This window comes from Streptomyces sp. NPDC020917 (genome assembly GCF_044333795.1).
Taxonomy (GTDB): domain Bacteria; phylum Actinomycetota; class Actinomycetes; order Streptomycetales; family Streptomycetaceae; genus Actinacidiphila.
Window position 1 is genome coordinate 720,528 of record NZ_JBIRRR010000001.1, and the last position, 26,097, is coordinate 746,624.

The 26,097-nt window shown below is 71.9% G+C and carries 20 protein-coding genes and 1 tRNA gene; 13 read left to right on the plus strand and 8 right to left on the minus strand.

Features of this window, described 5'->3' with window-relative positions:
- Positions 1-237 precede the first annotated feature (237 nt).
- The 4 genes from ACH4TG_RS03075 to ACH4TG_RS03090 are packed head-to-tail and all read left to right on the plus strand — an operon-like array spanning position 238 to position 4,709.
- Positions 238-1,167, plus strand: coding sequence for a branched-chain amino acid ABC transporter permease (locus ACH4TG_RS03075; protein ID WP_398240150.1), 930 nt, complete (start codon positions 238-240; stop codon positions 1,165-1,167).
- A 7-nt stretch (positions 1,168-1,174) separates the two neighbouring features.
- On the plus strand, positions 1,175-3,055 hold the full coding sequence (locus ACH4TG_RS03080; RefSeq protein ID WP_398240152.1) for a branched-chain amino acid ABC transporter permease: 1,881 nt from the start codon (positions 1,175-1,177) through the stop codon (positions 3,053-3,055).
- An 8-nt stretch (positions 3,056-3,063) separates the two neighbouring features.
- Positions 3,064-3,996, plus strand: coding sequence for an ABC transporter ATP-binding protein (locus ACH4TG_RS03085; protein ID WP_398240154.1), 933 nt, complete (start codon positions 3,064-3,066; stop codon positions 3,994-3,996).
- Complete coding sequence (locus ACH4TG_RS03090) at positions 3,993-4,709, plus strand: ABC transporter ATP-binding protein (RefSeq protein WP_398240156.1); 717 nt, start codon at positions 3,993-3,995, stop codon at positions 4,707-4,709. Before ACH4TG_RS03085 ends, ACH4TG_RS03090 begins: the two co-directional genes overlap by 4 nt.
- Positions 4,710-4,830: 121 nt before the next feature.
- Here ACH4TG_RS03090 and ACH4TG_RS03095 read toward each other — a convergent pair whose 3' ends face one another.
- Complete coding sequence (locus ACH4TG_RS03095) at positions 4,831-5,478, minus strand: ANTAR domain-containing response regulator (RefSeq protein WP_398240157.1); 648 nt, start codon at positions 5,476-5,478, stop codon at positions 4,831-4,833.
- A gap of 106 nt (positions 5,479-5,584) precedes the next feature.
- Here ACH4TG_RS03095 and ACH4TG_RS03100 point away from each other — a divergent pair.
- Together ACH4TG_RS03100 and ACH4TG_RS03105 are read left to right on the plus strand one after the other, a co-directional pair.
- Positions 5,585-5,659 (plus strand) — tRNA-Leu (locus tag ACH4TG_RS03100).
- 107 nt (positions 5,660-5,766) lie between these two features.
- Positions 5,767-6,516, plus strand: coding sequence for a helix-turn-helix domain-containing protein (locus tag ACH4TG_RS03105; protein WP_398240159.1), 750 nt, complete (start codon positions 5,767-5,769; stop codon positions 6,514-6,516).
- A 13-nt stretch (positions 6,517-6,529) separates the two neighbouring features.
- On the opposite strand, the gene ACH4TG_RS03110 is transcribed toward ACH4TG_RS03105, so the two are convergent.
- Both ACH4TG_RS03110 and ACH4TG_RS03115 read right to left on the minus strand, forming a co-directional pair.
- Positions 6,530-7,018 carry a PaaI family thioesterase gene (locus ACH4TG_RS03110; RefSeq protein WP_398240161.1) on the minus strand — a complete coding sequence of 163 codons (489 nt, stop codon included), beginning with the start codon at positions 7,016-7,018 and terminating at the stop codon, positions 6,530-6,532.
- Positions 7,019-7,034: 16 nt separating this feature from the next.
- Complete coding sequence (locus ACH4TG_RS03115; RefSeq protein WP_398240163.1) at positions 7,035-9,305, minus strand: FdhF/YdeP family oxidoreductase; 2,271 nt, start codon at positions 9,303-9,305, stop codon at positions 7,035-7,037.
- Positions 9,306-9,498: 193 nt separating this feature from the next.
- Between ACH4TG_RS03115 and polA the strand changes: the two genes are divergently transcribed.
- From polA to ACH4TG_RS03130, 3 genes are all read left to right on the plus strand, one after another.
- The gene (gene polA, locus ACH4TG_RS03120) at positions 9,499-12,165 is read left to right on the plus strand and encodes a DNA polymerase I (protein ID WP_398240483.1); all 2,667 of its coding nucleotides are present in this window, start codon (positions 9,499-9,501) and stop codon (positions 12,163-12,165) included.
- Between the two features lie 227 nt (positions 12,166-12,392).
- Positions 12,393-13,679 (plus strand): lytic transglycosylase domain-containing protein, encoded by a 1,287-nt coding sequence (locus ACH4TG_RS03125; RefSeq protein ID WP_398240165.1) that lies wholly within the window; start codon positions 12,393-12,395, stop codon positions 13,677-13,679.
- Positions 13,680-13,846: 167 nt separating this feature from the next.
- Positions 13,847-14,083 carry a histidine kinase dimerization/phosphoacceptor domain-containing protein gene (locus tag ACH4TG_RS03130; protein WP_398240167.1) on the plus strand — a complete coding sequence of 79 codons (237 nt, stop codon included), beginning with the start codon at positions 13,847-13,849 and terminating at the stop codon, positions 14,081-14,083.
- Between the two features lie 47 nt (positions 14,084-14,130).
- Here the strand turns inward: ACH4TG_RS03130 and hrpB are convergent, their stop codons facing one another.
- Positions 14,131-16,665 (minus strand): ATP-dependent helicase HrpB, encoded by a 2,535-nt coding sequence (gene hrpB, locus ACH4TG_RS03135; RefSeq protein ID WP_398240169.1) that lies wholly within the window; start codon positions 16,663-16,665, stop codon positions 14,131-14,133.
- Positions 16,662-17,495 (minus strand): class I SAM-dependent methyltransferase, encoded by an 834-nt coding sequence (locus ACH4TG_RS03140; RefSeq protein ID WP_398240170.1) that lies wholly within the window; start codon positions 17,493-17,495, stop codon positions 16,662-16,664. The genes hrpB and ACH4TG_RS03140 overlap by 4 nt, the downstream gene beginning before the upstream one ends.
- Before the next feature lie 321 nt (positions 17,496-17,816).
- Here ACH4TG_RS03140 and rpsA point away from each other — a divergent pair, with 321 nt between their 5' ends.
- Positions 17,817-19,313 carry a 30S ribosomal protein S1 gene (gene rpsA, locus ACH4TG_RS03145; protein WP_398240172.1) on the plus strand — a complete coding sequence of 499 codons (1,497 nt, stop codon included), beginning with the start codon at positions 17,817-17,819 and terminating at the stop codon, positions 19,311-19,313.
- 125 nt (positions 19,314-19,438) lie between these two features.
- On the opposite strand, the gene ACH4TG_RS03150 is transcribed toward rpsA, so the two are convergent.
- Positions 19,439-20,401, minus strand: a complete 963-nt coding sequence (locus ACH4TG_RS03150) for a right-handed parallel beta-helix repeat-containing protein (protein ID WP_398240174.1) — start codon at positions 20,399-20,401, stop codon at positions 19,439-19,441.
- Positions 20,402-20,590: 189 nt separating this feature from the next.
- Here ACH4TG_RS03150 and ACH4TG_RS03155 point away from each other — a divergent pair, with 189 nt between their 5' ends.
- Entirely contained in the window at positions 20,591-21,526 is a 936-nt protein-coding gene (locus ACH4TG_RS03155) for a PAC2 family protein (protein WP_398240175.1), read from the plus strand.
- Positions 21,527-21,544: 18 nt separating this feature from the next.
- Here ACH4TG_RS03155 and coaE read toward each other — a convergent pair whose 3' ends face one another.
- Positions 21,545-22,147 carry a dephospho-CoA kinase gene (coaE, locus tag ACH4TG_RS03160; RefSeq protein ID WP_398240177.1) on the minus strand — a complete coding sequence of 201 codons (603 nt, stop codon included), beginning with the start codon at positions 22,145-22,147 and terminating at the stop codon, positions 21,545-21,547.
- A 129-nt stretch (positions 22,148-22,276) separates the two neighbouring features.
- Between coaE and ACH4TG_RS03165 the strand changes: the two genes are divergently transcribed.
- Together ACH4TG_RS03165 and ACH4TG_RS03170 are read left to right on the plus strand one after the other, a co-directional pair.
- Complete coding sequence (locus ACH4TG_RS03165) at positions 22,277-22,642, plus strand: tetratricopeptide repeat protein (protein ID WP_398240179.1); 366 nt, start codon at positions 22,277-22,279, stop codon at positions 22,640-22,642.
- Positions 22,643-22,782: 140 nt separating this feature from the next.
- Complete coding sequence (locus tag ACH4TG_RS03170; RefSeq protein ID WP_398240180.1) at positions 22,783-23,682, plus strand: slipin family protein; 900 nt, start codon at positions 22,783-22,785, stop codon at positions 23,680-23,682.
- Positions 23,683-23,781: 99 nt separating this feature from the next.
- On the opposite strand, the gene ACH4TG_RS03175 is transcribed toward ACH4TG_RS03170, so the two are convergent.
- Positions 23,782-26,097: an alpha-L-fucosidase gene (locus ACH4TG_RS03175; protein ID WP_398240181.1), complete on the minus strand. Its 2,316-nt coding sequence runs from the start codon at positions 26,095-26,097 to the stop codon at positions 23,782-23,784.

A 26,097-nucleotide genomic window follows, 5' to 3' on the forward strand; every position in this document is an offset into this window, starting at 1 on the left:
ACACCACAAAAACGCAGCGGACGTTCTACCGGGTAATGGACGGATTGGGGCGGGGGGTAAAGACGGGGGTAAACACCGGCTCCCCCCCCCCCCCCCCCGGGGCCGGGGGGCGGGCCCCCCCCCCCCGCGCGCCCCGGCTGCTTCACCCACCCCGCACCACTCGAACCCCCACCCGAGAATCCGACACCACCCCCGTCACCCCGCTCACCTGCTCCCCAGCGACATGGAGGCCATGCGGTGCACACCCTGCCGCAACAGCTGGCCAACGGGCTGTTCCTCGGCTCGATGTACGGGCTCATCGCCATCGGCTACACGATGGTGTACGGCATCGTCCAGCTCATCAACTTCGCCCACGGTGAGATCTACATGACCGGCGCCTTCGGCGCTCTCGCGGTCTACACCAACCTTCCGAGCAGCATGTCCATATGGGCGGCCCTGCCCCTCATGCTCCTCGGCGGCGCCATCGTGGCCGTGCTGATCGCCGTCGGCGCCGAACGACTCGCCTACCGGCCACTGCGCAACGCACCACGGCTAGCGCCACTCATCACCGCCATCGGCCTCTCCCTCGCACTCCAGCAGGCGGTCTTCCTCTGGTACCCCAACGCCACCGCGGGCAAGCACTTCCCGCAACTCCCCGGCGGCCCCTTCCACATCGGCTCCATCGACGTCCAGAGCGGTGACATCTTCCTGCTCGCAGCCGCCGTCGTCTGCATGCTCGCCCTCGGCGTCTTCGTCCGCTCCAGCCGCACCGGCCGCGCCATGCAGGCCACCGCGCAGGACCCGGACACCGCCAAGCTCATGGGCATCGACACCAACCGGATCATCATCATCGCGTTCGCCATCGGTGGCTTCTTCGCCGCCGTCGCCGGCCTCGCGTCCGGCCTCAAATACGGCCAGATCCAGTACAACATGGGCTTCCAGGCCGGCCTCAAGGCGTTCACCGCCGCCGTCCTCGGGGGCATCGGCAACATCTACGGCGCCATGCTCGGCGGCCTCGTCCTCGGCATCGCCGAAGCCTGCGCCACCGCCTACATCGCCAACATCCCCGGCATGGAGCAACTCGGCGGCGGAGGCTGGGCCAACGTCTGGGCGTTCGTCCTCCTCATCGTCGTCCTCCTCGTCCGGCCCCAGGGCCTACTCGGCGAGCGCGTCGCGGACAGGGCGTGATCACGACATGACCGACCTCCCCATCGCCGCCGCAGAAGAAGCCGCCGCCACCCTCGACACCGGCCGGCGCACCGCCCCCTACATCCCCCTGCCGCCCGCCGCCGCCCGGATCCTCACCCTCGCCGGCGCCGTGATCACCGTCGCCTCCACGTTCATGTCGTGGACCTACACCACCGACTTCCCCGGCGACCTCACCGTCAGCGGCTACCCCGGCGGCCTGCAGATCCTCACCCTCATCAGCGCCCTCCTCACCGGCGTCATCGCCCTCGGGGCCTTCGGCGTCAAGGGCCTGCGCTGGCTCAACCCCAGCCGCACCGACAACGGCGTCCTGCTGCTCGCCCTGGCCACCCTGGGCACCACCTGGTACACCGTCATCGACATCGCCGCGAAACTCGGCGGATTCGCCAACCTCGACCCCGGCGGCTTCGTCGCCTTCGTCGGCGCGCTCGTCCTCATCGTCGGCGCCCTGGCCCTGCCCATCGACCGACGCCCCAAGGAAGCCGCCGGCGCCGAGTACTACGAACTCGGCCGGTTCGAAAGCATCCCCGCCGTCGTCCGCGGCTACGTCTGGCTGCGCGAAGCCCGCCTGCACCACAGCGACCTGCGCGTCCCCGACGCCCGCAAGGCCAACCCCTGGCTGCAGCGCCTGATCGTCGTCGTCGTCTACGCCGCCGGCCTGAAGGTCCTCACCTACGGCCTCGCCACCGACTACAGCGACCTGTTCATCGGCTACCTCATCGTCGTCACCGTCGCCTTCCTCGGACTCGGCGCCAGCGGACTGCTCAAGCAGTTCCAGCAACTCACCGCACGCAACAAGCGGTTCTCCGCCACCGTCGGCGTACTCGCCGCCGTCGCCTACCCGTTCGCCCAGAACAACGAACACTGGGCCAACCTCGGCGTCAGCGTCCTCATCGTCGGCACCGTCGCCCTCGGCCTCAACATCGTCGTCGGCCTCACCGGCCTGCTCGACCTCGGCTACGTCGCCTTCCTCGGCGTCGGCGCCTACACCGCGGCCCTGGTCTCCGGCTCCCAGTACTCCATCTGGGGCGTCCAGTTCCCGTTCTGGGCCGCCGCCCTCGCCGGCATGGCAGCCGCCTGCGTCTTCGGCATCCTCATCGGCGCCCCCACCCTGCGCCTGCGCGGCGACTACCTCGCCATCGTCACCCTCGGCTTCGGAGAGATCTTCCGCATCGTCGTCCGCAACCTCGACGGCGTCAGCGGCCCCAAGGTCACCAACGGCCCCAACGGCATCGCGCAGATCCCCGACCTGTCCATCTTCGGGTACAACCTCGGCGCCACCCACTCCGTCGGGTCCTTCACCCTCGGCCGGTTCGCCAACTACTACCTGCTGATGCTCGTCATCACCGTCATCGTCGTCCTCGTCTTCACCCGCGCCGCCGACTCCCGCATCGGCCGCTCCTGGATCGCCATCCGCGAGGACGAGACCGCCGCCACCGCCATGGGCATCAACGGCTTCCGCGTCAAGCTCGTCGCCTTCGCCCTCGGCGCGTCCCTCGCCGGCCTCGCCGGCACCGTCTTCGCCCACGTCACCAACAGCGTCGTCCCCGACCCCTACGTCTTCTCCGGACCCGTACCGCCCAACTCCGCGTTCCTCCTCGCCGCCGTCGTCCTCGGCGGCATGGGCACGGTCAGCGGCCCCATCCTCGGCGCCGCACTCCTCTACGTCATCCCCGAGAAGCTGGACTTCCTGTCCAAGTACGAACTCTTCGCGTTCGGCATCGCCCTCATCCTCATCATGCGATTCCGGCCCGAGGGCATCATCCCCAACCGGCGCCGCCAGCTGGAGTTCCACGAGGACGAAGCCCAGGCACCCGCCAACCGACCGATGGGCGACGACACCGTCCCCGCCACCACGGCAGGGGCGTGAGGCACACCATGACCATCACCATCCCCCAGCAGCCCGCCCCCGCCTCCGCGGACACCGCCCTGCTCAAGGCCAGCGGCGTCATCATGCGCTTCGGCGGCCTCACCGCCGTCCGCAACGTCGACCTCACCGTCAACAAAGGCGAGATCGTCGGGCTCATCGGCCCCAACGGCGCCGGCAAGACCACCTTCTTCAACTGCCTCACCGGCCTGTACGTGCCCACCGAAGGCACCGTCAGCTACCAGGGCGCCATCCTGCCGCCCAAACCCCACCTCGTCACCAAAGCCGGCGTCGCCCGCACCTTCCAGAACATCCGGCTCTTCGCCAACATGACCGTCCTGGAGAACGTCCTCGTCGGACGCCACACCCGCACCAAACAGGGCCTGCTCTCCGCCCTCGTCCGCGGCCCCGGCTACCACCGCGCCGAAGCCGAATCCCGCCGACGCGCCATGGAACTCCTGGAGTTCACCGGCCTCGCCGACAAAGCAGAACACCTCGCCCGCAACCTGCCCTACGGCGAACAGCGCAAGCTGGAGATCGCCCGCGCACTCGCCAGCGAGCCCGGCCTGCTCCTCCTCGACGAACCCACCGCCGGCATGAACCCCCAGGAGACCAGGGCCACCGAGGAACTCGTCTTCGCCATCCGCGACCAGGGCATCGCCGTCCTCGTCATCGAGCACGACATGCGGTTCATCTTCAACCTCTGCGACCGCGTCGCCGTCCTCGTCCAGGGCGAGAAACTCGTCGAAGGCAGCTCCGACATCGTCCAGAACGACGAACGCGTCATCGCCGCCTACCTCGGCGAACCCTTCGAAGGCGCACCCGCCGACGAGGGCGACGCCGAAGTCCAGGCCGAGAGCGCCGCCGCGGACGCCGCCGAACCGGCCGAGAACACCGGGACCGATGCCGCAAGCACCACCAGCGAGCAGGAGAACGACCGATGACCGCACTCCTCGAAGTCGAGGACCTCCGCGTCGCCTACGGCAAGATCGAAGCCGTCAAGGGCATCTCGTTCTCCGTCGAAGCAGGCCAGGTCGTCACCCTCATCGGCACCAACGGCGCCGGCAAGACCACCACCCTGCGCACCCTCAGCGGACTCCTCAAGCCCCTCGGCGGACGCGTCCGCTTCGACGGCAAGGTCCTCACCCGCGTCCCCCCGCACCGCATCGTCGCCCTCGGACTCGCCCACTCACCCGAAGGCCGGCACATCTTCCCCCGCCTCACCATCGAGGAGAACCTCAAACTCGGCGCCTACCTCCGCAAGGACGGCACCGGCATAGCCAAGGACATCCAGCGCGCCTACGACCTGTTCCCGATCCTCGGCGAACGCCGCCGCCAGGCCGCAGGCACCCTCTCCGGCGGCGAACAGCAGATGCTCGCCATGGGCCGCGCCCTGATGTCCCAGCCCAAACTGCTCATGCTCGACGAACCCTCCATGGGCCTCTCACCGATCATGATGCAGAAGATCATGGCCACCATCGTCGAACTCAGGAAGCAGGGCACCACCATCCTGCTCGTCGAGCAGAACGCCCAAGCAGCGCTCTCCCTCGCCGACCAGGCCCACGTCATGGAAGTCGGCACCATCAAACTCTCCGGCACCGGCCAGGACCTCCTCCACGACGAAGGCGTCCGCAAGACCTACCTCGGCGAGGACTGACCACCCGCCCCCGCCACCCGCACCACACGGGAAAGCCCCGGCACACCACAGTGCCGGGGCTTCCCCGTGAACCGGACGACACCGCCGCCCGGCCGCACCCGGCGACCCGGCAGCCGCCCGCCTACTTCTCCGCCACCTCGTCGATCACGGCCTGCGCCACCGCCTGCATCGACATCCGCCGATCCATCGACGTCTTCTGGATCCACCGGAACGCCGCCGGCTCCGACAGCCCGTACCGCGTCTGCAGCACGCTCTTCGCCCGGTCCACCAGCTTCCGCGTCTCCAGCCGCAGCGACAGATCCGCGACCTCCGCCTCCAGCGCACGCAACTCCTGGAACCGGCTCACCGCCATCTCGATCGCCGGCACCAGATCACTCTTCGTGAACGGCTTCACCAGATACGCCATCGCACCCGCGTCCCGCGCCCGCTCCACCAGCTCCCGCTGGGAGAACGCCGTCAGCATCAGCACCGGCGCCAGCTTCTCCCCGGCGATCCGCTCCGCCGCCGAGATCCCGTCCAGGACCGGCATCTTCACATCCAGGATCACCAGATCCGGCCGCAGCTCCTCCGCGAGCCGCACCGCCGTCTCCCCGTCCCCCGCCTCACCGACGACGGAGTACCCCTCCTCCTCCAGCATCTCCTTCAGATCCAGCCGGATCAGCGCCTCGTCCTCCGCGATGACGACCTTCGTCGTCACCGGAGGCACGTGCGACTGCTCGTCCTGAGCCTGCTCATCCTGGGGCGTCGGGGACTCTTCGGGGGCGCTCACGGTGCTCCTTGTGCTCCTCGGGCGGGTGAGGGGTACTGCCCCCTGAGCCTACCTAGCTCCGGTAGAGTTTGAGTGCGAAGGATGTGCGCTATCCTGTGAATCGAAGGCCCCGGTAGCCCAATTGGCAGCAGGCAATGGATTCAAAACCCATACAGTGTCGGTTCGAGTCCGACCCGGGGCACTCCACCTTCCAATCGAAGGTAAGCGGTTCTTTCTAGAGAACGCTGAACAGGGTGAACTTGTGAGCGAATCGAGCTGACCGGCTCGCGCATCGCACAGAGTTGCGCCATGTACAACCTCGACACACGTCGCAACGCCCTGCGCCTGGTGGCGTCCGGCCGCAGTCTCAACAGTGTGAGCCGCGAGACCGGCATATCCCGCTCGACCCTTCGCGACTGGCGCGCCCACGGCATCGAGCCCCTCGGTCCGGGGTCCCGTCCCCTCCGTACCGACGGCCCTGCCTACCCCTATCTCCTCGGCCTCTACCTGGGCGACGGCTGCCTCAGCGCCCACCGCCGAGGGGTGTACGTGCTGCGCATCGCGTGTGCCGACGCCTGGCCGGGCCTCGCCGACGCCTGCGAGGCGGCCATCCGCGCGGTGCGCCCCGGCGGTGCCGTCTGCCGGGTGCGCCAGCAGGGCTGCGCGCAGATCACCTCGACCAGCAAGCGATGGCCGGCGGTGTTCCCGCAGCACGGCTCCGGCAGGAAGCACGAGCGGAAGATCACGCTGGAGCCGTGGCAGCAGGACGCCGTCGACGCGTACCCCTGGGAGTTCATCAAGGGTCTCGTCCACTCCGACGGATGCCGGATCACCAACTGGACCGAGCGGATCGTCGCCGGGGTGCGCAAGCGCTACGAGTACCCGCGGTACTTCTTCACGAACACCTCGGCCGACATCCGGCGGCTGTACACGGACACCTTGGACGCCCTCGGTGTCAGCTGGACGGAGACCCGGCGGCGCGGGGACGCCCACAACGTCTCGGTGGCCCGGCGGGCCTCGGTCGCGGTGATGGACCGGCACGTCGGTCCGAAGAACTGAGCCCCCGCCGGGGTCAGGCGGCGCCGTTGGTGGAGGTGGTGGGGGTGGCAGGGCGGAGCATGCAGGTGAGGCGGGCGGTGCAGACGCGCTTGCCGGTGGCGTCGTCGAGGATGGCGACCTCGTAGGTGGCGGAGGAGCGGCCGCGGTGGACGGGGGTGGCGGTGCCGGTGACGGTGCCGGAGCGCAGGCCGCGGTGGTGGGTGGCGTTGAGGTCGACGCCGACGGCGATCTTGCCGGGGCCGCCGTGCAGCATGGCGCCGATGGAGCCGAGGGTCTCGGCGAGGACGGCGGAGGCGCCGCCGTGGAGGAGTCCGTAGGGCTGGGTGTTGCCTTCGACGGGCATGGTGCCGACCACCTTGTCGGGTGCCGCTTCCAGGATCCGGATGCCCATGCGCTCGCCGAGGTGTCCGGCGGAGAAGAGGGCGGGCAGGTCGATGCCGAGGCCGGCGTACTGCTCGAGGATCTCCGGGGGGAAGGAAATGGTGGTGGTCTGCTCGCCCATGGACGGGGGACTCCGTTCAGTGCTGTTCGAGTCGGATGACGACGGACTTGGATGCGGGGGTGTTGCTGGTGTCGGCGGTGTGGTCGAGCGGGATGAGGACGTTGGTCTCGGGGAAGTAGGCGGCGGCGCATCCGCGGGGGGTGCGGTAGTGGACGACGCGGAAGCCTTCCGCGCGCCGTTCGGTGCCGTCGGTCCATTCGCTGACGAGGTCGGTGTAGTCGCCGTCGGCGAGGCCGGCGGCGGCGGCGTCCTCGGGGTGGACGAGGACGACGCGGCGGCCGTCCTTGATGCCGCGGTAGCGGTCGTCGAGCCCGTAGATGGTGGTGTTGTACTGGTCGTGGGAGCGGAGGGTCTGCAGCAGCAGGCGGCCTTCGGGGACGCGGGGGTATTCCAGGGGCGCGGCGGTGAAGTTGGCCTTGCCGGTGGCGGTGGGGAAGGTGCGGCTGTCGCGCGGGGCGTGGGGGAGGGTGAATCCGCCGGGCCGGCGGACGCGGGTGTTGAAGTCGTCGAAGCCGGGGACGACGCGGGCGATGCGGTCGCGGATGAGGTCGTAGTCGTGCTCGAAGTCGGCCCAGGGGGTGGGGCTGTGGGGGCCGAGGGCGGCGCGGGCGAGCCGGGTGATGATGGCGGTCTCGGAGAGCAGGTGGGGTGAGGCGGGGGCGAGGTTGCCGTGGGAGGCGTGGACCATGCCCATGGAGTCCTCGACGGTGACGAACTGCTCGCCGCCGGCCTGCCGGTCCTTCTCGGTGCGGCCGAGGGTGGGGAGGATGAGGGCGCGTGCTCCGGTGACGGCGTGGGAGCGGTTGAGCTTGGTGGAGACGTGCACGGTGAGCCGGGCCTGGCGGACGGCGGCTTCGGTGACGGTGCTGTCGGGGGTGGCGGCGACGAAGTTGCCGCCCATGGCGAAGAAGACCTTGGCGGTGCCGTCGCGCAGGGCGCGGATGGCGTGGACGACGTCGAGGCCGTGGTGGCGCGGGGGTTCGAAGCCGAACTCGTCGCGGAGGGCGTCGAGGAAGGCGGTGGTGGGGCGTTCGAAGATGCCCATGGTGCGGTCGCCCTGGACGTTGGAGTGTCCGCGGACGGGGCAGACGCCGGAGCCGGGGCGGCCGATGTTGCCTTGGAGCAGGAGGACGTTGACGACTTCGCGGATGGTGGGGACGGAGTGCTTGTGCTGGGTGAGGCCCATGGCCCAGCAGACGATGGTGCTCCTGGCGTCGCGCAGCCGGGTGTGGAGTTGGCCGATCTGGTCGCGGGTGAGTCCGGTGGCGGTCTCGACCTCGGTCCAGTCGGTGGCGAGCGCGGCGTCCTTGTAGTCCTGGTATCCGTGGGTGTGGGTGTCGACGAAGGTGTGGTCGACGGTGTCGTCCTCGATGAGGAGGCGGCCGAGGGCGCGGAAGAGGGCCTGGTCGCCGCCGAGGCGTATCGGGAGGTGGAGGTCGGTGAGGGCGGTGCCGCGGCCGGCGAGGCCGGTGGCGGTCTGGGGGTTCTTGAAGCGTTCGAGGCCGGCTTCGGTCAGGGGGTTGATGCTGACGATGGTGGCGCCGGCCTGTTTGGCCTTCTCCAGTGCGGAGAGCATGCGGGGGTGGTTGGTGCCGGGGTTCTGGCCGGCGACGATGATCAGTTCGGCCTGGTGGAGGTCGTCGAGGAGGACGCTGCCCTTGCCGACGCCGAGGGTTTCGGTGAGGGCGGAGCCGGACGACTCGTGGCACATGTTGGAGCAGTCGGGCAGGTTGTTGGTGCCGAACTCGCGGGCGAAGAGCTGGAGGAGGAACGCGGCTTCGTTGCTGGTGCGTCCGGAGGTGTAGAAGACGGCCTCGTCGGGGTCGTCGAGGGCGGTGAGTTCCTCGGCGACGATGTCGAAGGCGCGTTCCCAGGGGATGGCCTCGTAGTGGTCGGCGCCTTCGGGCAGGTACATGGGCTGGGTGATGCGGCCTTGCTGGCCGAGCCAGTAGCCGCTGCGCCGGGCGAGGTCGGAGACCGGGTGCGCGGCGAAGAACTCGGGGGTGACGCGGCGGAGGGTGGCCTCTTCCGCGACGGCCTTGGCGCCGTTCTCGCAGAACTCGAACGTGTGGCGTTTGTCGCCTTCGGGCCAGGCGCAGCCGGGGCAGTCGAAGCCGTCCTTCTGGTTGACCTTGAGGAGGGTGAGGGCGGCGCGCCGTGCTCCCATCTGGGCGCCGGCGACCTTCACGGTCTGTCCGATCGCGGGCAGTCCAGCGGCGGACTGCTTGGGCGCACTGACGTGCGGCGCGTCTTGTACGGGGTCTCCGGCCGGGGGCTTCGTTGCCATACGAACGATCCTGCCACTGTTTTTTGAAAGCGGGATCCCCCCATTTCTTTTGCGCCGGATCGCCTGCGGGCCCTTTCGGGCCCGGTGCCGACAGGGGCCCGGAGGGTGAGGGGGCCGGGTTGTCGGTGCTGCGTGGGAGGATCGGGCTGTGGCAGAGAAAGCGACGAAGACGACGACCGACCGCCCCCGGCTGATGCTGCTGGACGGGCATTCGCTGGCGTACCGGGCGTTCTATGCGCTGCCGGTGGAGAACTTCAGCACGGCCACGGGCCAGCCCACGAACGCGATCTACGGGTTCACCTCGATGCTGTCGAACACGTTGCGTGATGAGCAGCCGACGCATCTGGCGGTGGCGTTCGACGTGTCGCGCAAGACGTGGCGGTTCGACGAGTACCCGGAGTACAAGGCGACGCGGTCGAAGACGCCCGACGAGTTCCGCAGCCAGGTGGGGTTGATCGGCGAGTTGCTCGACGCGATGGGTGTGAGCCGGTTCGCGGTGGACGGCTTCGAGGCGGACGACGTCATCGCGACGCTGGCCACGCAGGCGGAGGAGCTGGGGTACGAGGTGCTGATCGTCACCGGTGACCGGGACGCCTTCCAGTTGGTGTCGGATCACGTGACGGTGCTGTATCCGACGAAGGGCGTCTCGGAACTGACGCGCTACACCCCGGAGAAGGTCGAGGAGAAGTACGGGCTCACTCCGCGGCAGTATCCGGACTTCGCGGCGCTGCGCGGGGACCCGTCGGACAATCTGCCGGGGATTCCGGGGGTCGGGGAGAAGACCGCGGCCAAGTGGATCATGCAGTTCGGGTCGTTCGCGGAGCTGTGCGAGCGGGTCGGTGAGGTGAAGGGCAAGGCGGGGGACAACCTCCGGGCGCATCTGGAGGCGGTGAAGCTGAACCGCCGTCTGACGGAGATGGTCAAGGACGTGCCGCTGGGGGCGGGGCCGGCGGAGCTGGAGCGGCCGCCGTACGACCGGGAGAAGCTCGGCGGCGTGCTGGACGCGCTGGAGTTCCGCAACCCGAACTTCCGGGAGCGGCTGTTCGCGGCGGATCCGGGTGCGGCCGAGCAGGAGGCCGAGGTCGCCGAGGGGGTCGCGGTCGACGGGATCGTGCTGGCGGCGGGTGATCTGCCGGGCTGGCTGGCGGAGCGGGCCGGGGAGCGGCTGGGGCTGGCGAGCGTGGACACGTGGTCGCTGGGCGGCGGCAGTGTGTCGCAGATCGCGCTGGCGGGCACCGAGGGTGCGGCGTGGTTCGATCCGTCGCAGGTGGGGGAGGCCGACGAGCAGGCGTTCGCGGCGTGGCTGGCGGATGCGGACCGGCCGAAGGTGGTGCACAACGCGAAGAACGTGGCGCGGGTGTTCGCCGAGCACGGCTGGCGGCTGGCGGGTGTGGCGATGGACACGGCGCTCGCGGCGTATCTGATCAAGCCGGGCCGGCGGTCGTTCGCGCTGGACGTGCTGTCGGTGGAGTACCTGGGGCGGGAGCTGGCGCCGGCGGACGGGGGCAGCGGGCAGCTGGCGTTCGGTGAGGAGGACGACGGCGAGGCGGCCGCGGCCGAGGCGCTGATGGTGCAGGCCCGCACGGTGCTGGATCTGGGCGAGGTGTTCGGGCAGCGGCTGCCGGAGGTGGGCGCGGCGGAGTTGCTGGACGACGTGGAGTTGCCGATCTCGGCGTTGCTGGCGCGGATGGAGCGGGCCGGGATCGCCGCGGACCGGGCTCATCTGGAGGGGCTGGAGCAGCAGTTCGCGGCCGCGGTGCAGCATGCGGTGTCCGAGGCGCATGCGGCGGTGGGGCACGAGTTCAATCTGGGGTCGCCGAAGCAGCTGCAGGAGGTGCTGTTCGGGGAGCTGGGTCTGCCGAAGACGAAGAAGACCAAGACCGGTTACACCACGGACGCGGACGCGCTGGCGTGGCTGGCGGCGCAGACCGACCACGAGCTGCCGGTGATCATGCTGCGGCACCGGGAGCAGGCGAAGCTGCGGGTGACCGTGGAGGGCCTGGTGAAGACGATCGCGCCGGACGGGCGGATCCACACCACGTTCAGCCAGATCGTGGCGGCGACCGGCCGGTTGTCGTCGACGGATCCGAACCTGCAGAACGTCCCGGTGCGTACCGACGAGGGCCGGGCGATCCGCCGCGGGTTCGTGGTGGGCGAGGGGTACGAGTCGCTGCTGACCGCGGACTACAGCCAGATCGAGCTGCGGGTGATGGCGCACCTGTCGGAGGACGAGGGGCTGATCGCGGCGTTCACCTCGGGTGAGGACCTGCACACCACGGTCGGCTCCCATGTGTTCTCGGTGGAGCGGGACGGGGTCGACGCGGAGATGCGCCGCAAGATCAAGGCGATGTCGTACGGCCTGGCGTACGGTCTGTCGGCGTTCGGGCTGTCGCAGCAGCTGGGGATCGAGGCGGCCGAGGCGCGGGCGCTGATGGAGACGTACTTCGAGCGGTTCGGCGGGGTGCGGGACTATCTGCATCGGGTGGTGGAGGAGGCCCGGGTCATCGGGTACACCGAGACGCTGCTGGGGCGGCGCCGCTACCTGCCGGATCTGACGAGCGACAACCGGCAGCGGCGGGAGATGGCCGAGCGGATGGCGCTGAACGCGCCGATCCAGGGGTCGGCCGCGGACATCGTGAAGATCGCGATGCTGCGGGTCGACGAGGCGCTGGCCAAGGAGCAGTTGCGGTCGCGGATGCTGCTGCAGGTGCACGACGAGATCGTGGTCGAGGTGGCTCCGGGGGAGCGGGAGCAGGTGGAGGAGCTGGTGCGCCGGGAGATGGCGGGCGCGTATCCGCTGCGGGCGCCGCTGGACGTGTCGGTGGGCTGGGGCACGGACTGGGAGTCGGCCGCGCACTGACGGTGCGTCGGGTGCCGGGCCGGTGCCGGGCGCTGCGGGTCGGCGGTGAACGCGTCGCGTCCCCTGGGTGAAGGGCCGCCGAGGGGACGCGACCGGGCGGTGAATTGCGGGGATTCGTCCCCTGTGGATTGCCGACGGCCTGTGGTCCAGGGGCTGAAGTTGCCGTAGGGTCGGTCGGGTTGTGGCGTCGGGCACGGCGTCCATCTCGTCTGTGGGAGGGGACCGCGATGGCAGCGCGGAGGTACGGCCGGAGGCTTCGCAGGGGGGCGACGGCGACGGCGGTGGCCGCCGCGGCGATGGCGGCGCTGAGCGCCTCGCAGGCCCCGGGACTGCTCGGGGTCGCCCACGCGGCGTCGCAGGGCAGCAGTCAGGAGCAGCCGCCCGTGGTGCCGCCGCCGGGATCCCAGATAGACGGCGGTTCGCCGTACATCACCGACCTGCCGCCGCTGAACACCGCGCCCGGGCCGCTGGCCCCCACGCCGGGCGGCGGGCCCGCGGTCACCGTCCCGTCCGGGACGAGCCTGCCGACGACGGTGCTGGCTGCTTACCAGCGGGCGCAGGCGGCCCTGGCCCTGTCGCAGCCCGGCTGCCATCTGCCGTGGCAACTGCTGGCGGCCATCGGTCAGGTGGAGTCCGGTCAGGCCCGCGGCGGGGCGGTCGACGCGAACGGCACGACGCTGTCGCCGATCCTCGGCCCGGTGCTCAACGGCAAGGGCTTCGCGAACATCCCCGACACCGACGGCGGCCGCTGGGACGGCGACCCGGTGCACGACCGGGCGGTCGGCCCCATGCAGTTCATCCCCTCCACGTGGGCGACCTGGGGTGCCGACGGCAACGGGGACGGGGTGAAGGACCCCAACAACGTCTTCGACGCGGCGCTGGCCGCCGGCGACTACCTGTGCGCGAACGGCCGGGACCTGGCCGTGTCGTCGGACATGGACCGCGCGATCCTGGGCTACAACCACTCGCAGGCGTACCTGAACCTGGTGCGCGCCTGGTACACGCACTTCATGCAGGGCGGCGCGGTGAGCGTCCCGGACCGCTCCGGCCGGTCCGGCAGCGGCGTCTCCCCGGAGCCCAACCCCTCGACGTCGCCGGTCGCTTCGCCCACGTCGCCGTCGTCGCCGCCGTCTCCGTCGTCTTCGGGTTCGTCGCCGCGCGGCCCGGTGAGCGTGGGCGGCACCGTCAGCCCGGCCCCGCCCGGCACGCTGCCCAAGCCGACCACCAGCCCCACGGGTTCGCCCAGCACGCCGCCGACGACGCCGCCCACCTCGGAGCCCCCGACGACGCAGCCGCCGAGCACCGACCCGACGACGCCGACCACTCCGCCGACGACGCCCGGCTGCCCCACGGACAGCCCGTCGCCGTCGCCGTCGGACAGCGTCAGCCCGTCGCCGACCGACAGCGCGACGGCGGACCCGTGCGCCACGCCCTCGGACACCCCGAGCCCGGCGAACACCGCGGGCGAGGCCACCGGTTCGGCCCTGACGCCGTCCGCGGACGCCACCAGCTGACGCACCCCCGCGCGCCCTGACCGGCCGGCGGCCCTCCCGGGGGCCGCCGGCCGGTCGGCGTACTCCCCCCGCGTAGGGCGAATGCCGCTGGTCCTGCCGCATCTGCTGGTGCGCGCGACCACCCCCCCGGCCTGTCCGGGGCCGTCCCCGTCTCCGCGCGGGCCGTCGTGCCGTTCGCCCTCGGGTACGCGCTGCGGCTGCGGCACGAGACCGCGGCCCGGGCGCGCGCCGAGGCGATCCGGCAGAACGTCGACGACGAGCGGCTGCGCGTCGCCCAGGAAATGCACGGCATCGTGGGCCACGGCCTCGCCGCGATCAAGGTGCAGGCCGACATCGCCCTGCACCTGCTCCCCGGGAACCCCGGGCAGGCTGGATGGTCGACCTGGCCGTCGCCGAGGCGATGATCGGACGCCGCCGGCGCCCGCACGGGGTCCGCGCGGGGCGGCGGATGCTAGGAACGGCGCGGGTTGGTGCGGCGGGTCGGGGGCGCGGTCGACGGGTCCTCGGGCCAGGGGTGGCGGGGGTAGCGGCCGCGCAGCTCCGCGCGGACCGCGCGGTAGCCCTCGCGCCAGAACGACGCCAGGTCCGCGGTGACCGCGGCGGGACGGCCCGCCGGCGACAGCAGGTGCACCAGCACCGGCACGCCCCGCTCCGGGCCCGCGCCCGGTGGGACGGCCACCCGCGGGGTGTCCCGCAGCCCGAACAACTCCTGGAGCTTCACGGCCAGGACGGGCTGCTCGCCGCTGTAGTCGACCCGGACCCGGGAGCCGCTGGGCACCTCCAGCCGCTCCGGGGCGAGTTCGGCGAACCGCGCCGCCTCCCCGGTCGCCCACGGCAGCAGCCGCGGCAGCGCCCCGCCCGCCTCGATCCTGGCCAGGTCCGCGCGGCGCCGGGCGCGCGCCAGTTCGGGGCCCAGCCACTCCTCGGCCCGCTCCAGCAGCGCCTCCTCCGAGACGTCCGGCCACGGCTCGCCCAGCACCCGGTGCAGGAACGCGATGCGCTGCCGCGTCTCGCGGGCCTCCCGCGACCAGCGCAGCAGCTCCGTGCCCTCGGCCCGCAGACCGGCCAGCAGCGCGGCGCGCACCGCGGCGGGGTCCGGCGCGGTCAGCGGCTTCGCGCTCAACTCCACGGCGCCCAGCCGCGTCACCCGCCGGGCGACGACGTCGCCGCCGCTCCAGCGCACCTCCTCGTACGCCTCCAGCAGCCCGCCCGCCGCAAGGCGCGCGGTCTCCTCGTCGATCACCGCCGCCAGCCGCATCCGGGCCGTCGCGCTGCCCGCGCCCCGGTCGGCGACCGCGACGGCCACCCACTCCGCCTCGCCCAGCCCGGCGCCCGCCTCCGCGGCCGTCCCCCCGGCCATCAGGTACCCGCCGCCGGGGCGGCGCCGCGCCACCCGTTCCGGGAACGCCAGGGCCGCCACCAGCCCGGCCGCCTCGTCGTCGCCCCACGGCCGCCCGCCGCCCGGCCGCGCGGGAGTGCCGGCCGAGGTGAGCGCGGCGCGCAGCCGCCGGGACTCGGCGTTCCAGCGGGTGCCGAACGCGTCGCCGCCGCGGCGGGCGGCGCGCCAGGCGCCGGCCAGGTCGGTGCCGTAGGAGGAGGGCACCTCCTCGGAGAGCAGGGCGGTGATCGCCGCGGCGCGCTCCGGCCCGACGAGCGGGGCCGCGTCGAGCAGGGCGCGGGCCAGCCGGGGGTGCAGCCCGAGCAGGGCGAGCGCCCGGCCGCGCCCGGTGGCCCGGCCGTCCGCGTCGACGGCGGCCAGGCCGTGCAGGACCGCACGCGCCGCGGCCAGGGCGCCCGCGGGCGGCGGGTCGAGCAGGGCCAGGCCCGCGGCGTCCGGGTCGCCCCAGCACGCGGCCTGCAGGGCGAACGCGGTCAGGTCGGCCAGCACGATCTCGGGCGCCGGGCGCGCCGCCAGCCGCGGGTGCTCCGCCTCGGCCCAGCACCGGTAGACGGTGCCCGGCGCCTCGCGGCCCGCACGTCCCGCGCGCTGCTCGGCGGCGGCCCGCGACGCCCGTACCGTCGTGAGCGCGCCGAGCCCCCGCGCGTGGTCGGTGCGCGGCTCGCGGGCCAGCCCGGAGTCGACCACCACCCGCACGCCCGGCACGGTCAGGCTCGACTCGGCGACCGAGGTGGCCAGCAGCACCCGCCGCCCCGCGCCGGGCGCCAGCGCCGCGTCCTGGACCTCGGCCGGCGCCCGCCCGTGCAGGTGCAGCACCTCCACCCCGGCCGGGCCGCCGGCCAGCAGCCCGGCCACCCGGCCGATCTCGCCGACGCCGGGCAGGAAGCACAGCACGTCCCCGTCACGCTCGGCCAGCGCCCGCCGCACCGTGGCCGCCACGTGCTCCAGCAGCGCCGGGTCCACCCGCATGCCGTGCGGGGGCCGCACCGCCCGGGGCGGCGGCGCCCACCGCACCTCCACCGGGTGCAGCACGCCCGCGGCCTCCACCGCGGGGCCGCCCAGCAGCCGCGACCAGGCCGCCGTGTCGGTGGTCGCCGACGCCGCCACCAGCCGCAGCCCGGGCCGCAGCACCGCCCGCACGTCCAGCAGGAACGCCATGGAGGTGTCCGCGTCCAGGTGCCGCTCGTGGCACTCGTCGAGCATCACCGTGCCGACCCCGGACAGCTCCTGGTCGCGCTGCAGCCGCTGCAGCAGCACCCCGGTGGTGACCACCTCGACCGCGGTGCGCGGCGACACCCGCCGCTCGCCGCGGACGGTGTAGCCCACGGTCTCGCCGACCCGCTCGCCCAGCAGCCACGCCATCCGCCGGGCCGCGGCCCGCACCGCCATCCGCCGCGGCTCGGCGACCAGCACCCGGCCGCCGTCGCCGAACTCCCCGGCCAGTACCAGCGGCACCAGCGTCGTCTTCCCGGTGCCCGGGGGCGCGGCGAGCACCGCGGACCCGCCGGCCCGCAGCGCCGCCAGCAGGTCGGGCAGCACCGAGGCGACCGGCAGCGCGCGGCCCTCCGGGCGGATCCGCGCCGTCACTCCGCGACGCAGACGAAGATCGCGGTGCCCGGCAGCAGCCGTCCGCGCAGCGGCGACCAGCCCCCCCACTCCTGGTCGTTCCACTGCGGCCACTCCGGCTCGACCAGGTCCACCAGCCGCAGCCCGGCCGCGGCGATCTCGCGGACCCGGTCGCCCAGCGTGCGATGGTGCTCGACGTAGACCGCCAGGCCCCGCTCGTCCTGCTCGACATAAGGGGTGCGGTCGAAGTAGGAGGAGGAGGCGGTCAGGCCCTCGGGTCCCGCCTCGTCGGGGAACGCCCAGCGCACCGGGTGGGTGACCGAGAAGACCCAGCGGCCGCCGGGCCGCAGCACCCGCCGCACCTCGCGGTGCACCCGCGCGGTGTCCGCGACGAACGGCAGCGCCCCGTACGCCGAGCAGGCCAGGTCGAAGGAGGCGTCGGCGAACGGCAGCCGGCCCGCGTCGGCCTGCACCAGCGGCACCGGGCCCGGCGCCGCGCCCGCGTGATCGGTGGCCTCGTCGATCCGCCGCGCGTGCAGCAGCTGGCGGTGCGAGAGGTCCAGGGCGACCGGCCGGGCGCCCTGCGCGGCCAGCCACCGCGAGCACTGGGCCGCCCCCGCGCCGACCTCCAGCACGGCCTGGTCCTTCAGCTCGGCGGCGGGGCCCAGCAGCGCGGCGTCCGCCTCGTCCAGGCCCTCGGGCCCCCAGACGAAACCGTCGTCCCGCAGGAACGCGCCGTGCTCCAGCTGGTACTCGTCCGCGTTCCGGTCCCACCAGTGGCGGTTGGCCCGGCTGCTCTCGGTCGCACCGGCAATACGACGGGTAGCTTCGGGTTCGGGTCCTTGGATCATCGCGGCAGTCGTCGTACTCTCTGGGGAGACCTGCGGGGTGGTGAGTTGCTCCGGTTAGGTCCGTTATGCGCGTGGTGCGCTCTTCGTGCATTGACCCTGCCCGGCTGCCCCCGTATGCTACAAGTTGCGCTGGCAGCCTGCGCGCCTCAGACGGAGCAGGCCGCGCTCGACTCTGCTGCAGATCCCTTTCGGATCCCCGTCGCATCGGTGGGCCTCGCGGCTCCCGGTCCCACGACCGGGCCGCAAGGAGCAGTAGGGCGAAAGAGGCTCCCGGCGTAGCAGTACCTACGACTTACTGTCCGTACCGGAGTCCTTTCCCTAATGACGAGCAGCACCGAGTCCCCTCGTACCACCCCGCAGGTGGCGGTCAACGACATCGGCAACGAGGAAGCCTTCCTCGCCGCGATCGACGAGACGATCAAGTACTTCAACGACGGCGACATCGTCGACGGCGTCATCGTGAAGGTCGACCGGGACGAGGTCCTGCTCGACATCGGTTACAAGACCGAAGGTGTCATCCCCTCCCGCGAGCTCTCCATCAAGCACGACGTCGACCCCAACGAGGTCGTCGCCGTGGGTGACGAGATCGAGGCCCTGGTCCTCCAGAAGGAGGACAAGGAGGGCCGGCTGATCCTCTCGAAGAAGCGCGCCCAGTACGAGCGTGCCTGGGGCACCATCGAGAAGATCAAGGAAGAGGACGGCATCGTCACCGGTACCGTCATCGAGGTCGTCAAGGGCGGCCTCATCCTCGACATCGGCCTGCGCGGCTTCCTGCCCGCCTCGCTCGTCGAGATGCGCCGCGTGCGCGACCTGCAGCCCTACGTGGGCAAGGAGCTCGAGGCGAAGATCATCGAGCTGGACAAGAACCGCAACAACGTGGTCCTGTCCCGCCGCGCCTGGCTGGAGCAGACCCAGAGCGAGGTCCGCCAGACCTTCCTCACCACCCTGCAGAAGGGCCAGGTGCGCTCCGGCGTCGTCTCCTCCATCGTCAACTTCGGTGCGTTCGTGGACCTCGGCGGTGTCGACGGTCTGGTGCACGTCTCGGAGCTGTCCTGGAAGCACATCGACCACCCCTCCGAGGTCGTCGAGGTCGGCCAGGAGGTCACGGTCGAGGTCCTGGACGTCGACATGGACCGCGAGCGCGTCTCCCTGTCGCTGAAGGCGACCCAGGAAGACCCGTGGCAGCAGTTCGCCCGCACCCACCAGATCGGCCAGGTCGTCCCCGGCAAGGTCACCAAGCTGGTGCCGTTCGGTGCGTTCGTCCGTGTCGACGAGGGCATCGAGGGCCTGGTCCACATCTCCGAGCTGGCCGAGCGCCACGTGGAGATCCCGGAGCAGGTCGTCCAGGTCAACGACGAGATCTTCGTCAAGGTCATCGACATCGACCTGGAGCGCCGCCGGATCTCGCTCTCCCTCAAGCAGGCGAACGAGTCCTTCGGTGCCGACCCGGCCTCGGTGGAGTTCGACCCGACCCTGTACGGCATGGCCGCGTCGTACGACGACCAGGGCAACTACATCTACCCCGAGGGCTTCGACCCGGAGACCAACGACTGGCTGCCGGGCTACGAGAAGCAGCGCGAGGAGTGGGAGGGCCAGTACGCCACGGCCCAGTCCCGCTTCGAGCAGCACCAGGCCCAGGTCATCAAGTCCCGCGAGGCCGACGAGCAGGCGGCCGCGGAGGCCGGCAACGCCGCGCCCGCCGCGGGTACCGGTGGCGGCGGTTCCTACTCCTCGGAGTCGGACGACAACTCCGGCGCCCTGGCGTCGGACGAGGCGCTCGCCGCGCTCCGCGAGAAGCTCGCGGGCGGCCAGAGCTGACCTCCCCGCGGGGAGCAACTCCAGCCGCACCAGCAGGCCGTTGAACGGTGGGCCCGCACCCCGAAGGGGGTGCGGGCCCACCGCCGTTCACGCCCCGCGCGCGGCCGGGCCCGCGGCGACGGCGGTCACGGCGTGACCGGGACGTTCGTCAGGCCCTTGCCGCCGGTGACGGTGTTGCTTGCGTAGACCGTGGTCGGGCAGTCCGGAGCAGTGTTGGTGACGTCGATCGCCAGTTGGTTCGCGCCGGTGGCGCCGGTCAGGTCCGAGGCGTTGTCCCGGAAGACGGTGCCGCAGCCCCAGCCGGGCTGCTGGGTGTGCGTCTGGTAGCCGTCGTTGAGGGTGCGGGTGCCGCGGTTGCCGGTGATGACGTAGTCGTTGCCCTTCACATCGACCCACGAGTCGTCGTAGTTGGTCATGCTCAGACCGCTGCCGTCGAAGGTGTTCCCGGAGACCAGGCCGCCGGTCGTGCCCTCCTTCAGGTCGATGTTCTCGGCGCCGACGTTGGGGCCGATGACGTTGTCGAGGATCTGCACCCGGTCGCTGGCGTCGGTGAGCGTGTTGGCGGTGCCGACGTACACGCCCTCGCCGTAACCGGGCCGCTGCAGGCCGGTGTTGTAGATCCAGGAGTTCCTGATCACGTCGTCGGTGCTGGAGGTGCGGAAGTGCACGCCCTCCATCTGCAGGTCGTGCACGGTCACCGAGTCGATCACCACGTGCGAGGCGGTGTCGGTGACGATGCCCTTCTGCCCGCCGGTGACGGTCAGGCCCTGCACCGTCCAGTAGCCGGCACCGTCCAGGTACAGGCCGTAGCCGCCGCTGGAGGAGAGGACCGCGTTCGCCGAGCCGGTCAGGGTGATGGGGGCCGCGGCCGTGCCCGGGGTGTAGGCCTTGAAGTTCCCGATGTAGGTGCCGTCCGCGAGGTGGATGGTCTGGCCGGGGGCCGCCGCCGCGAGCGCGGCCTTCAGCTCCTTGGCCGTGGTGACCTCCACGGTGGTGCCGGCCGCGTGAGCCGGCACGGGGTAGGCGAGCAGGCCGGCGGCCAGCAGGGCGGCCGCGGCGGGGAGAGTCAGGAGCGCGTGGGGTCGCATCCGGAACGCCTTTCATGAACATGAACGGTGGGCGTTGACATGAACGAGGGCGGCGCCTGGACGGTAGGGCGCCCGCTCCCGGCCCGTCAAGACACCCGTTCCGGCCGTTCCGGCGCGCCGCGGCCCCGCCGGGAATGGCGGGCCGGGAGCGTTCGTTGAACGTCACAGAGAGCGAGGAGGACGATCACCGTGCTGGATCCCCAGGGACTGTACGCATACGTGCCGGGCGGGGCCGAAGCCGTCGACGAGGCGGTCGGTGACACCGGACCGGTGCTGCTGTACCACTTCGAGGGGTACATGGACGCCGGCGCGACCGGCGAGCAGATCACCGAGAAGCTGCTGGACCGCCTCGACGGCCAACTCGTCGCACGCTTCGACGCCGACCGCCTGGTCGACTACCGGGCCCGCCGCCCGCTGATGACCTTCGAACGCGACCACTGGTCGTCCTACGAGTCGCCGGCGCTCGACCTCCACCTGCTGCGCGACACCACGGGCACGCCCTTCCTGCTGCTCTCCGGCCCCGAGCCGGACGTGGAGTGGGAGCGCTTCTCCCGCGCGGTGCTCGAGATCATCGAACGCCTCGGGGTGCGCCTGGCCATCAACTTCCACGGCATCCCGATGGGCGTGCCGCACACCCGTCCGGTCGGCGTCACCCCGCACGGCAACCGGGTCGACCTGATGCCCGGCCACCGTGCCTGGTTCGACGAGGCGCAGGTCCCCGGCAGCGCCGCCTCGCTGATCGAGCTGCGGCTCGCCGAGGCCGGCCGGGACGTCCTGGGCGTCGCCGCCCACGTGCCGCACTACCTCGCCCGCTCCCCGTACCCCGACTCGGCGCTCACCGTCCTGGAGACGATCACCGCCGCCACCGGCCTGGTGCTGCCCGAGATCGCCCACGCGCTGCGCAACGAGGCGCACACCGTCCGGGTCGAGATCGACCGGCAGGTCGCCGAGGGGGACGGCGAGCTGGTCTCCGTCGTCCGCGGGCTGGAGAGCCAGTACGACGCGGTCGCCGGGTCGGACAACCGGGAGAACCTGATGGCCGAGCCCGTCGACCTGCCCTCGGCCGACGACCTCGCCGCCGAGTTCGAGCGGTTCCTCGCCGACCGGGAGGACGACGGCCGGTGAGCCGGCCGCCGTGCCCGCTCAGCGGGCGGCGGCCCGCTCGGTGAGGGTGTCCCAGGCCGCCCGGACCTGGGGCTCCAGCTCCTCCAGCGGGCCGTCGTTGGCGATCACCACATCGGCGATCGCCAGCCGCTGCTCACGGGTGGCCTGCGCGGCCATCCGGGCCCGTGCCTCCTCCTCGGTCATGCCGCGCAACCTGACCAGGCGGTCCAGCTGGGTCGCCGGCGCCGCGTCCACCACGATCACCAGGTCGTACAGCGGCGCCAGCCCGTTCTCGGTGAGCAGCGGCACGTCGTGCACGACCACCGCGTCCGGACCGGCGGCCTGCTGCAGCTCGGCCGACCGCGCGCCGACCAGCGGGTGCACGATCGCGTTGAGCGCCCCCCGCCGCTCCTCGTCGGCGAAGACGATGGCGCCGAGCCGGGGCCGGTCCAGGCTCCCGTCCGGCGCCAGCACCTCGGGGCCGAACTCGGCCACCACCGCCGCCAGCCCCGGCGTGCCGGGCTCGACGACCTCGCGGGCGATCCGATCGGCGTCGACCAGCACCGCGCCGTGGGACACCAGCAGCCGGGACACCTCGCTCTTGCCGGCGCCGATACCGCCGGTCAGGCCCACTGTCAGCATGAGCGACAGCTTAGGGTCTGCCGTCCGGCCGCCCCGCGCACGGGCGGGGAATGGGGTTGCCCGCCGGGGCGTTGGGTATGTCTGACCAGACGATCCGTCGTCACCCGTGCCCGATTCAGGGAGGCGGCCTTGCCCGAGCGGAGCCCCGAGACCCACATCATCGACTACCGCGCCGCGGAGCAGTTGCTGGCCGCGCGAGACCCGCGCGGCGCCGTCAAGCTCCTCGACCCGGTGATCGCCGCCCACCCGGAGAACACCGCGGCCCGCCTGCTGCGCGCCCGGGCGTTCTTCGCCGCGGCGCAGCTGCGCCCGGCCGAGCTGGAGTTCCAGGTGGTGCTGGAGCGCGAACCGGACAACGCGTTCGCGCACTTCGCCCTGGGGCGCACGCTGGAGCGGGCCAACCGCTCCGACGAGGCCCAGCGGCACTTCCGGCTCGCCGCCGCGCTCGATCCGCGCCCGGACTACGTCGCCGCGGCCCGCTTCGAGACCGGCTGACCGCTCGCCGCCGGTTCCCGCCCCGGGAACCGGCGGCGGCGCGGCATGCGTCAAACTCCCGTCAAGGAAACCGCGGTCGCGGTACGGCGGCGGGCCCCCGCCGCTACGGTCACACCCTTGTCATCGAAGGGGAGCGGGACATGGAAGTCGTCGTGGTGCTGGTGATCATCCTCGCGGTGCTGGGCCTGGTCGTGCTGCCCAGCAGCGTGCGCGTGGTCAAGCAGTACGAGCGCGGTGTCATCTACCGGTGGGGGCGCGTCACTTCGCTGCCCAAGGAGCCGGGCCCGCGCATGCTGGTGCCGTTCGTCGACCGCATGACCAAGGTCAACATGCAGGTCGTCACGATGCCCGTGCCGTCCCAGGACGGCATCACCCGCGACAACGTCTCGGTGCGGGTGGACGCCGTGCTGTACTTCCGGGTCGTCGACCCGATCAGGGCCACCGTCGACGTGCAGAACTACCAGTTCGCCATGCTCCAGGTCGCCCAGACCTCGCTGCGGTCGATCATCGGCAAGAGCGAGTTGGACGACCTGCTGTCCGGCCGCGAGCAGCTCCACGAGGGACTGGAGCTGATGCTCGCCACCCCGGCCGCGGGCTGGGGCGTGCACATCGACCGGGTCGAGATCAAGGACGTCGCGCTGCCGGAGTCGATGAAGCGGTCGATGGCCCGGCAGGCCGAGGCCGACCGCGAGCGGCGGGCCCGGATCATCACCGCCGACGGTGAACTCCAGGCCTCGCAGAAGCTGTCGGAGGCCGCGCGGACGATGGACGCCAACCCGGCGGCCCTCCAGCTGAGGCTGCTGCAGACGGTCGTCGAGGTCGCCGCGGAGAAGAACTCCACGCTGGTCATGCCCTTCCCGGTGGAGATGCTGCGGTTCTTCGACCGGGCCGCCGGATCCGCCGGCGGCGGCACGTCCCCGGCCGCGGCGGCGGACGCGGCGCCCGCCGACCCGCCGGCGGTCGAGGCCGCCGACAGCCCCGCCGAACTCCCCCAGAACGCCTCGCCGCAGATCCCGGACCCGCGCTCCTCGGAGGAGTGAGACCTGCGCCCCTCGCCCGCCCGGCGTGCGCACGGCGGGGCGGCCGGTGCCCGGCACCGGCCGCCCCGCCTTTCGCGTTCCCGGGGTTGGGGCGGAAGGTCAGCTCGACCAGTCGACCTTGAACACCCAGGCGTAGCGGCCGGCCGCCCGCGCGGCGGCCGGCACCTGCACGGTCAGCTTCCCGCCGTCGAACGTCCAGTCCAGCGGCTGGCCGTAGCCGAGCATCGTCACCTTGTTGCCCTTGCGGATCGGCACCGGCGCCTCCACCACCAGCGTGCTGCCGGGCTCCTCCAGCGAGGAGATGTAGAACGCCTGCCCCTGCTGCACGCTGAACCGCAGCGAGCCCAGCTGCGCCATCGGGGTCCAGTACGTGGTGCCGTACACCGACTCGCCGTTCACCCGCAGCCACTGGCCGGTGTCCCGCAGCCGCTGCTCCATGACCGCCGGGATGGTGCCGTCCGCCTTCGGGCCGATGTCCAGCAGGAAGTTGCCGTTCTTGCTGACGATGTCGACCAGCGTCTGCACGACCTCCTCCGCCGTCATGTAGCGGTCGTCGGGGGTGGCCTGGTTGTAGCCGTAGGAGTGCGGGTCCAGGCCGCGGCTGGCCTCCCACTTGGCCACCACCGTGTTGTTGTAGGTGGTGTACTCCGGGGTGGTGAAGTCGTGCGGGCCGATGCCGGAGCGGTTGTTGACCGTCACGTCCTTCGGACGCGCCCGGTTCTTGGCGTTGTTGAAGTAGTCGGCCAGCACGTGGTGGCTGTCGTTGGCGCCGCCGATGTCGCACCAGATGACATCCGGGTCGTAGCCGTGGATCAACTCCTCCATCTGCGGGGCCTGGTAGTCCGCGACGAAGTCCTTGCCCGCGGTGTAGCCGGTGTAGGGCACCGGCTCCAGGGTGTACGGGTTGCGCGGGGCGTGACCCATCCACGGGTTGTCGGGGTTGAACCACTCCGGCATCGAGAAGTACAGGCCGTTGCGCAACTGCGGGGTGTAGGTGCGCGACGCGGCGAACAGGTCCTTGATCAGGTCGCGGTGCGGGCCCATCCGCACCGCGTTGCGGTCCGAGACCTTGGTGTCCCACAGCGCGAAGCCCTCGTGGTGCTTGGAGGTCAGCACGTAGTACTCGGCGCCGGCGTCGCGGAACAGCTCCACCCACGACCGCGGGTTGAAGCGGCTCGCGGTGAACATCGGGATGAAGTCGTCGTACGCGAAGTCCTCGCCGTAGGTCTTGGCGTGGTACGCGTACACCGCGTCGCCGCTGCTCTGCATCGAGTTCCAGTACCACTCGGCGTACGACCCGCCGACCGGCGACCACGCCGGCACCGAGTACACGCCCCAGTGGATGAAGATGCCGAACTTGGCGTCGTTGAACCAGTACGGCGCCTGGTGCGAGCCGAGCGAGGCGTCGGTGGGCTGGTAGTCGGGGGTGCCCAGGATCAGCGGGGTGCTGCGGGACGCCGCGGTGGTCCCGTGGCCGGTGACCCGGACGGTGCCGGTGGCGGCGGTGCCCGGCGCGGTGCCGGCCGCGTTGCGGACGCCGATCCGCAACCGCGCCTGCTCGCCGGGGGCGAGCACCCGGACGGTGGCCGGCGCGACGGTCACGCCACCGGGGACCTGCACGTCGACCCGGACGTTGTCACCGGCCGCGATCCAGGCGGTACCGGCGTTGAGCACGGTCGCCTCGACGCTCTGCGTGAGGTGCGGGCCGGTCAGCGAGTTGGTCGACGCGGCCGAGCGCACCAGCAGGGCCCGCCCGGTGGCGGGCGGCTGCAGGGTGAGGGCGAAGACGTGCAGCGCCGAGGTGTTGGCCTGCGCGGGCCCGGTGGTCGGCAGCGTGACGCCGACCGCCTCGCGTGCCGGGTCCAGCCACAGCTCGCTGACGCTCATCGAGACCGGGTGCTGGTCGACGCCGGTGGGGGTGTAGCGGAACGACGTGGTCAGCTCGCCGCCGCCGGAGTACCAGTCGTCGCCGCCGAGGGGGGCGCTGGAGGTGCTGCCGTCGGAGTAGTGCACGGTCGCCGTGCCGGAGGCCGCGCCGTAGCTGCACGACACCAGGAACGACGCGGACAGGTAGTGGCCGGCCGGCAGGTCCACGAGCTGGCCGCGGGCCACGATGTTGTTCTTCGCGCCTGCTGCCGACGACGGGAAGAGGAAGCTCACCCCTCCGATGACTGCCGTACCGGAGGGCAGCTCCTCACCGGGGAAGGAGTAGCCGGACCCGTCGAAGTTCCCCCCGCGGGCGCCGGCGGTGTCGATGCCGTCGTTGTCGAACCAGGTGTCCAGGGGGACCGGCACCGCGTCGGGCACGCTGCCCCAGTCGCTGGAATCGGCCTGCTGTGCTGCGGATCTGTCGGGTGCTGCCACCGCGTTCTGTGCGGTGAGCAGGGTGGTGCCCACGGCTGCGCCGGCTGCCAT